2 protein-coding genes are annotated in these 7,857 nt (G+C 49.2%); both read left to right on the top strand.

From position 1 onward, the window contains the following. On the top strand, window positions 1-2,112 hold a 2,112-nt coding region (locus tag AC13D2_RS15225), incomplete at its 5' end, for an outer membrane protein assembly factor BamB family protein (protein WP_482938874.1). 47 nt (window positions 2,113-2,159) lie between these two features. Further along, complete coding sequence (locus tag AC13D2_RS15220) at window positions 2,160-7,721, top strand: RHS repeat domain-containing protein (RefSeq protein ID WP_482938873.1); 5,562 nt, start codon at window positions 2,160-2,162, stop codon at window positions 7,719-7,721. The last annotated feature ends 136 nt before the right edge of the window (window positions 7,722-7,857 follow it).

Raw genomic sequence — 7,857 nt, 5'->3', positions numbered from 1 at the left:
GACGATGGACAAATAGCGGTTCATCCGAGCGGTGACTATGTGGTTGCTTCTGCGGGTTCGAGGTTGTTGAGCTATGGTCGGGACTCTGAGACGGGCAAGCTGACGAAGCTGTCGGAACTGTTTGCAGAAGGCACCGCGCATGCGATGACGTTCAGTGCAAGCGGTGATGATTTGTATCTCGTTGGAAATGAGAAAACCTCTTTCCCCGCTCAGCAGCTGCTACACCACTATAAATTCAGCGACATTGGTGAGATTACCTTCGTATCTTCACTTGAGTTGCAGGTTGCAGACAACGGTACTGAAATGGAGGCGGGGGTTGCCTATGCGGGTACCTCCTTGTCTGAGAGCGCAGTTGCTCTGTCTCCGCAAGGCCAGCATCTTTACGTGGGCGTCCGTGGTCGTGGCATCCTGATTTTTGATCGAGACACTTCAACGGGCGATTTGAGCTTCCGCAGTCATTACCTCAATGAAGGCACCTCTTTTGGCGCGGCCAATGGGCTTGTGATCAGTGAGGACGGTGCATGGGTATATGCACAGGGCCGCGAAGAGCTTTGGGTGCTTGCCCGTGACGAATCGGATGGCACGTTAGCGACTCACCGTGAGATTGCGGATGCCTCGTCATCAAATCCGGAGCCGATTGTGGTCGCGGGTCTCGAAGCGACATCTGCTCTCTACATGACAGGGGATGGCTATCTTGGTAATAGCTTGATAGAGACGAGTCCTGATCAGCCAGAGCGCACCGGCAATATAAATATCCGCTATGGTTGGCTGTTTTCAAACCCCGGGGCGGGTCTGGCCTATACCTACAGTGGTTCAAGGGTCTCAGCGTATTACCGCGACGATGATGCCCTTAAATTGCTTGACCAAGCATCGGGTGCCGATGAAATCGGGGCTCGTAACTGGGATGCGGTGGCTGCCAGTCCCGATGGTCGCCACCTGTATGCAAAGTCTGACGGTGACCGCACGCTGGTTGTCATGACCGCCGGGTTTAAGGGCCTGGGACACCTCGACTCTGATGGCGACTCCATTCCAGATAAAGACGATGCATTCCCTTTTAACCCCGATGAATGGGCTGACGCCGATGGTGACGGCTACGGAGACAACGGCGATGTATTCCCCGAGGACAGCAGCGAATGGGCGGATCTCGATGGTGATGGCATTGGCAATAATAGCGACACGGATATCGATGGTGATGGCTGTCTGAATCAAGACGACGCTTTCGAAGAAGACCCTCTGGAGTGCCTTGATACAGACGGTGATGGAGTTGGCAACAGTCAGGATCAGGATGATGACGGTGATCGCCTTCCGGACGAGTGGGAATTAGCGAACGGTCTGAACCCATTGGATGCTTCCGATGCAACAACGGATCTGGATGGCGATGGGTTGAGTAACGAAGATGAACACCACATCCATCACACCAAGGCCAATGAGCTGGATAGTGACGGGGATGGCATGGACGACGGTTGGGAAGTCGAATATCAGCTAAACCCGAATGATACCGCAGATGGGCAGATGGACCCTGATGGCGACGGCTATTCCAATACCGAGGAGTACCTTGCAGAGACAGATCCAGGTGATCCGCGTTGGTATCCGGGGGCACCGGGACTGGCAAAGTGGAAGGCACAAACCAGTGATGCGATCAGAACGAGAGCGGCAGTAGATCTCAATGGTACTTCTTATATCGGTTCCGATGACGGCCACTTGTACGCCTACGATTCGGAAGGCAATCAACTTTGGTCACTTGATACCGGCGCGCCCCTGCGGTCATCTCCGGTACTGCTCCAAAGTGGCGAGTTGGTGATAGGAACATCCGCAGGCGAGTTGCTCAAAATCGACCCGCTATCGCCTTATGAGCCAGTCGTTCTGAGCTCTGCCAACGACTCAATTCGTACCACGCCGGAAGTGTCAGAACTGGGCATCATCTATTTCGGTTCAGACGACGGGCATGTATACGCCATCAACGCCGAGACTGGCGAAGAACTGTGGAAATACGGCACGGGTGCTCCGGTTAGATCATCTCCGAGAGTGGGGGCTGATGGTGTTATTTACGTAGGCTCCGATAGCGGTGAAGTCCACGCTATACACGGCGAGTCCGGTGCTCCGGTCAACTAATAAATTAAATGAAATTCAGCAAGGACGTTCGCAGTCAAGGGTTTCGTATGAGCAATTTTACGTTTGTTTCCGGCATTATTGGTATAGTGCTGACATGCAGTGTTCTGCCGGTATGGGCATCGAACTGGAGTGATACTTCTCACGAAATCTACTATATCGATCACCGCGGGGATGGATCCGCGGACGATATTCTCGTTGAAGCCAGGAAACAGACAGTTGGAATTCCGTATGGAATTGATGTTGAGTTCGAGAGTGATGAGATTAGTTATGTATTAGAGCGCAATGAAGACGGTACATATACGCTGCAGGAACTTCCCCCCGGATATAAGTTTGACGGAGAAATAAACAGCGCCGATTCAGATTTAGAGATCCTGGCGGACGATATAAACAATGATGGGTTCGTTGATCACCGCATTCAGTCAAAGAGCTCTGGAGATGTCGATGTTTCCGTAACTGCTTCCGATAGTGGGAGCAATATTGAACTGAAATATGAAAAAGGCGGAGATCCTATTTCTCCCCAAAAAGCGTCGTATCCTGTTCAAAGTTTTCCAGAAGACCCGACGGTTGTTGGTACGACGGAAGGCTCATTCGATGTCAGCGCACAGGGTGCCGCAACCTACCGACTTGGAGTAGACGTCCCCAAGGGTTTAAATGACCACGGGCCCCGCCTGTCAGTGAATTACAATGACAAAGGTGGAAATGGCATTCTTGGGCAGGGATGGGGGTTGTCCGGCATATCTACCGTCAATCGCTGCTCAAAAACACCTGCCCACGGAGAGGAAGTCTTTGGCGGAGTAACGTTGACAGACGATGATCGTCTTTGTGTCGGTGGGCAGCGGTTGATGCTGGAAGAAGGGGAAGATTACTGGGCTGCGGATGCTACCTACCGGACTGAGGTAGATACTCGTGTACGCTATAAAAGATCCGGAGATGATATTGTTGCAACTCATAACGATGGAACACGGCGTTTATACAAACCTTTGAGGGAAGAGCTATGGGCGATATCCAAGGAAACAGACCGTTTCGATCACGAAATAAAATACGAATACGATCCTAAGAGTGTCAGCGCACAAGCGATTTACCCCTCTCTCATAACCTATGGAGAAAGTGAAGTCCGCTTTAAGTATCAGCGAGGGCGTAATGATAAGTTAGTTCGTTACTTTGCTGGACACCCCCGTGATCTCGACATGTTCCTAAAAAGAATCAATGTATACATGTCTGGTAAGAAAGTTCGGGATTATAATTTTCATTATAAATCATCAGGCCTAATCGGCTTATTGACATTGAACAATATCCAGCTTTGCAGTGCAGATGCGCAGTCTGGAAAAAGTAAATGTGGCCTTCCCCTTGACCTGGAGTATCAGCCGGAACCATCAGTTGCAGACTGGCTACCGTTCCCCGTTAAGGACTCCTTCGACCCGAGGGAGACGGTATCTCTCAGAGTTATGGATTGGAATCGCGATGGATTTGATGATTTGATCCGTTCAGGGAAGGGAGGAACTGTTGAAATTCGATACGGTGGCCCAGCCGGTAGCTCACCAACTTATGAAACACTTGAGACGGGCGGTGACGACAGGTATATGGTCACGCCATTTATTACCAATGATGGCGAGCAAGGGATCATTTATTTAAACGGGGAGTTGATTCAGGAGGAATACAATTTAACAACCAAGGAAGGCTATTACGAAAGAATCGATGATGGAGGTTGGAAAGACCTTGGGGTTCGGTGTGATGTAAACACGAGTAATGGAAACTACTCAGTTATTTACCATGGGCTTCCGGATAACAATCCAGATCAGTATGGAAGAACCTGGCAGGATGTTAAATGCAAAGAAACAGATTGGAGTCCCATTGATTCAACGGCCACTGGGTATGCAATAGCCTATTATCCACCTTACGATAAATACCATCCTCCGGAATATGATGTTGTCCCTTATGACTTCATGTCATTTAAGTATTCTTGGAAGCGGCAAAGCTATAATCCTGAAACTCAGTCAATGAGCACCCCATCATCGATTAGTCGAGGTGATGTCAGGCTTTGTATTGCGCAGGAAGATGCGGCAGAGTTCAATCCTCAGACTGATCTCTACAAGCCGATGATTGGCGACTTCGATGCTGACGGTGAGGTAGATATATTCGTTGCATCTCCATCCTGTGATAATCCGGATGTTCAGGATATGGAGTGGTCCAAAGTCATTGGAAGTTACTCTTTCAACTCTGATTTTAATCTCAAAATGTTGAACTACCAGGCAGTCAACTTTGACCAAGAGCCTGGTTCGGAAATTATTGAGAAAAAAGATGGCGTTTTTAAAATACACAATGATAGTTCCATATTTGATCTAAGAACCGAGAGCAATAATCTGGTGACTGCGGATAACTCTGTTGCCGTTGACGTTAACGGAGATGGATTAACAGACGTTGTGTCTTTTGGAAGCCACTCAGGTGAAGTGATTACTAATCTGGATAGGCTGTCCATTGTTATCAATAAGGGAGGCGAATTTTCCAACCCCCGACAATTAACATTCACTGATGTGTCCGGGTTTAATGGCGAACCCTTATCGCAGATTTTAGATTTGCCAGTAACTGAAAGCGAACCGTTGGAGGACCGGGTTCGGGTTATGGATCACGATAAGAACGGAGTGCCTGACCTATTGATTATCAATGGCCCCTCTCCAGAGATTTCTCAATATGGAAACAGTCTCATTCTTTTGCGGGGCTTCCCTGACGATGAAGGAAAGATCGTATATGAGGTTGATAACCTAGGTATAACTCAGGCGAATGCCGAAGATCTGAATAACAAAGTACTGGTTTTCGATGCGGATGGAGATGGTAGCTCGGATATACTTGTGGCGGACGGCGATGGCTACAAGTTATATGGTCGTGAGATATCTTCCGAAAACAAACTTACGGGTTTTGTAACGGCTTATCCAAACGGAGATAACAGCCGAATCACCGTGAAGTATGAACGGCTCAATAATGAAAATGTTCACGACTATTCCTATATTTCAGGAAATGAGAAGAGAACATTCGCCTCACCTATGAGCGTCGTTCATTCGGTCACCGTTCCAACTCCAAGCGGCGAGCCAGGAAGTGTTCAGTACCAGTACAAGAATGCTCAACGTGACCTGAATGGGCGTGGCTTTCTGGGTTTTGAAAGTCTGACAAAGACATCGGCTTATGAGAACAGAGAAGAAAAAGTCTACTTCTGGGGAGCGGAGTTGCCCGGTGTGTCCTCGTACGGTTATGAAAGGCAATTCCCTGAATTCCCTTACGTTGGACGTGTCCTCGCAAAAACGGTTAAGAATACCAGTAATGACCGAACGATTAGTAAGTCCCTGAACCTGTGGTCCGCCTACGAGACGGGGATTGATGGTGTAATTCAGCCCTATATGAGCAAACGCTTTAACAGTGAGTTCGATCTGGAAGGAAACCCAATAGGTAGCGAAAGAGTTGTCGTGGAGTTGGATAATTTCGGTAACCGACGCTTTAAAGTCATGGATATGGGGGCCGGCGATGGGGATCCGTTCAACTGTATCGAGAACTCGGACGACTGTGGCATTGACGTCATAGAATTTTCAGAAACTGTTGAGACCCGATACAGTGCGGCGCACCCAACCTTCCTGAACGAAAAGAAGGTCATTCACCAGTCGCCCACCCTTTCTTTGGAAGGACGAGAGGTATCAGGCGAAAAAGAACTGGTTTCAATTACAAAGTACGAGCCCGCTGATGGTTGGCCATATGTGGTAGGGGATCGAACGGAGTCGTCCGGAGTTGACGCTGCTGACGGCGTGAAGGAAACGTTCAATTACCAGCCTACAGCCAGTGGTGCCGCGAGACTTGCAAGCATCACAGTGGAGAGTCCTTCCTACGTGCCACCGGAAAACCGGATTGAAGCGAGAACCGATCAATTCCCCGAGTATGACTATGGCGTTTTTCCATCGTCAATAATAAATGCTGAAGGGCACTCAACCACGTTGAGCGTTGATTATCGCCATGGCAAACCGACCGAGACGACGGACGCGAACTCGTTAAGAGTCAGACAACAATACGACCCATTGGGCCGCGTGAAGAGAGTGGATAATCCAGATGGTTCTGGGTGGGTTCGTGACTATGAGTTTTGCGAAGGCCAGAGTTGTCAGAACTATTCTGCACGTGCTGCCTATATGATTCGCCAGCGCAACCACGATGGGTCGAACAGTGAAGTTTATTATGACCAATTCGGTAACGAAGTAGCCGAGGTTGAGTCAGGCTTCGATGGCCAGTGGATAGTGAAGCAAACAGTTTTTGATCAAAGGGGTCGCAAAAAGAAGGATTCGTATCCGCACTTTGCAGGCGAATCAGCGCCGTTCAGGCAATATAGATATGAAGATTCCCAAGATCTGCAGACTGTGACCTTTCCGGATGGCTCTACCGAGACGCGTTACCGCAAAGGGACTGGCAGCGGTCAACTTGTCGAAGTGACGAAGAATCTGACAAAAGACGAAGACGATTCAGAAGTCCCGGACAGGACGACCAAGCGAACTGAAAGGCAGGACTTGCGTGGCAAAACCGTGAGCATTTCAGAATACAAGAACAGCTCCGATGCTATCGTCACTAGGCTAAGGTACGACGCTAAAGGACGCCTTATCCAAACTAGGAATATCTCGTCAGACGCCAATGAAGCCTCGATTATCGACGTAATCTATGACGATGCTGGTAACCGCAAGATCCTTGATGATCCCGATACTGGAAGAACCATCACTACCTACAATTCGGTTGGGGAAGTAGTAAAAGAGGCACAGCTCGGACTCATTGCGGACAATGGCAACAGCAAGACGTTTCTGTACGAGTATGATCGGCTCGGCAGAAAGCAAATGCGCACTCACCCTGAAACCGATTCAGTTGATCATTGGTACTACGATGTGAACCAAGATGGGCGAGACTGTGGTTTCGGTCGTCTTTGCGCCATGAGGAATGATGAGTTTTCCGAAGAGTACGCCTATGAGGCTGCAAGCGGCAATCTCAGTGCCACCACCACGACCATCACAACGGCTGCTTCCTCTGAGCCAAAGCGGTTTGTGTTCAGTTACGGCTATGACCAATTTGGTCGCGAGAGAGTGGTAGAGTACCCATCGGGTTTTACGATCCGTCGAAATTACCGAAACGGATATTTGTCCGAAATTCTGGACGTAACCAGCGGTTCGGAGCAGAGTATCGTTTGGTCCGCCACCGCCTACAATGTCTATGGTGATGCTAAGGAAGTATTGCTCGGTAATGGGCTTACTACCCGACGTGAATATGACGAACGGGGCCTTGTTCGTAGCATTCAGTCAGGCACTGGTACTGTACCCTCTGAGTTACTCCAGGCCAGTAAATACGGCTACGATTCTGGTGGAAATCTAACGTCACGACAGAACGAGTTAGAGGATGTTCACGAATCGTTCACTTATGATGGTCTCAATCGCCTGAAGACTGAAGAAGTCGGATCCAATATCTGGCAGTACAGCTACGATGACATTGGGAACCTGACTCAAAAGCGTGATACAGATGATTATCAGTATGGCAAATATGACCAAAGTGGAACCTGCGCAAATAGTGAAGCTGTTGAAACGCCGGGGCCCCATGTGTAACCATCCCCTAAAATCGGTGCATGCGTAATTAGAGTTCTCCGGCCTACAATGAGGCAAACGGAGAGCGACATGAAAAAGTCACGGTACAGCGAGTCCCAGATCGTCAAGATCCTGAAAGAGGTTGAAGGCGGCAGAC

The sequence above is a fragment of the Marinobacter sp. B-12 genome (genome assembly GCF_056857915.1).
Note: the sequence above shows the minus strand (reverse complement) of the source record. Positions and strands in the feature narration are given on the sequence as shown.

Excerpts from the sequence above, each read along its gene's own strand:
- AC13D2_RS15220 (WP_482938873.1), top strand. The coding sequence starts at position 2,160 with ATGAGCAATTTTACGTTTGTTTCCGGCATTATTGGTATAGTGCTGACA.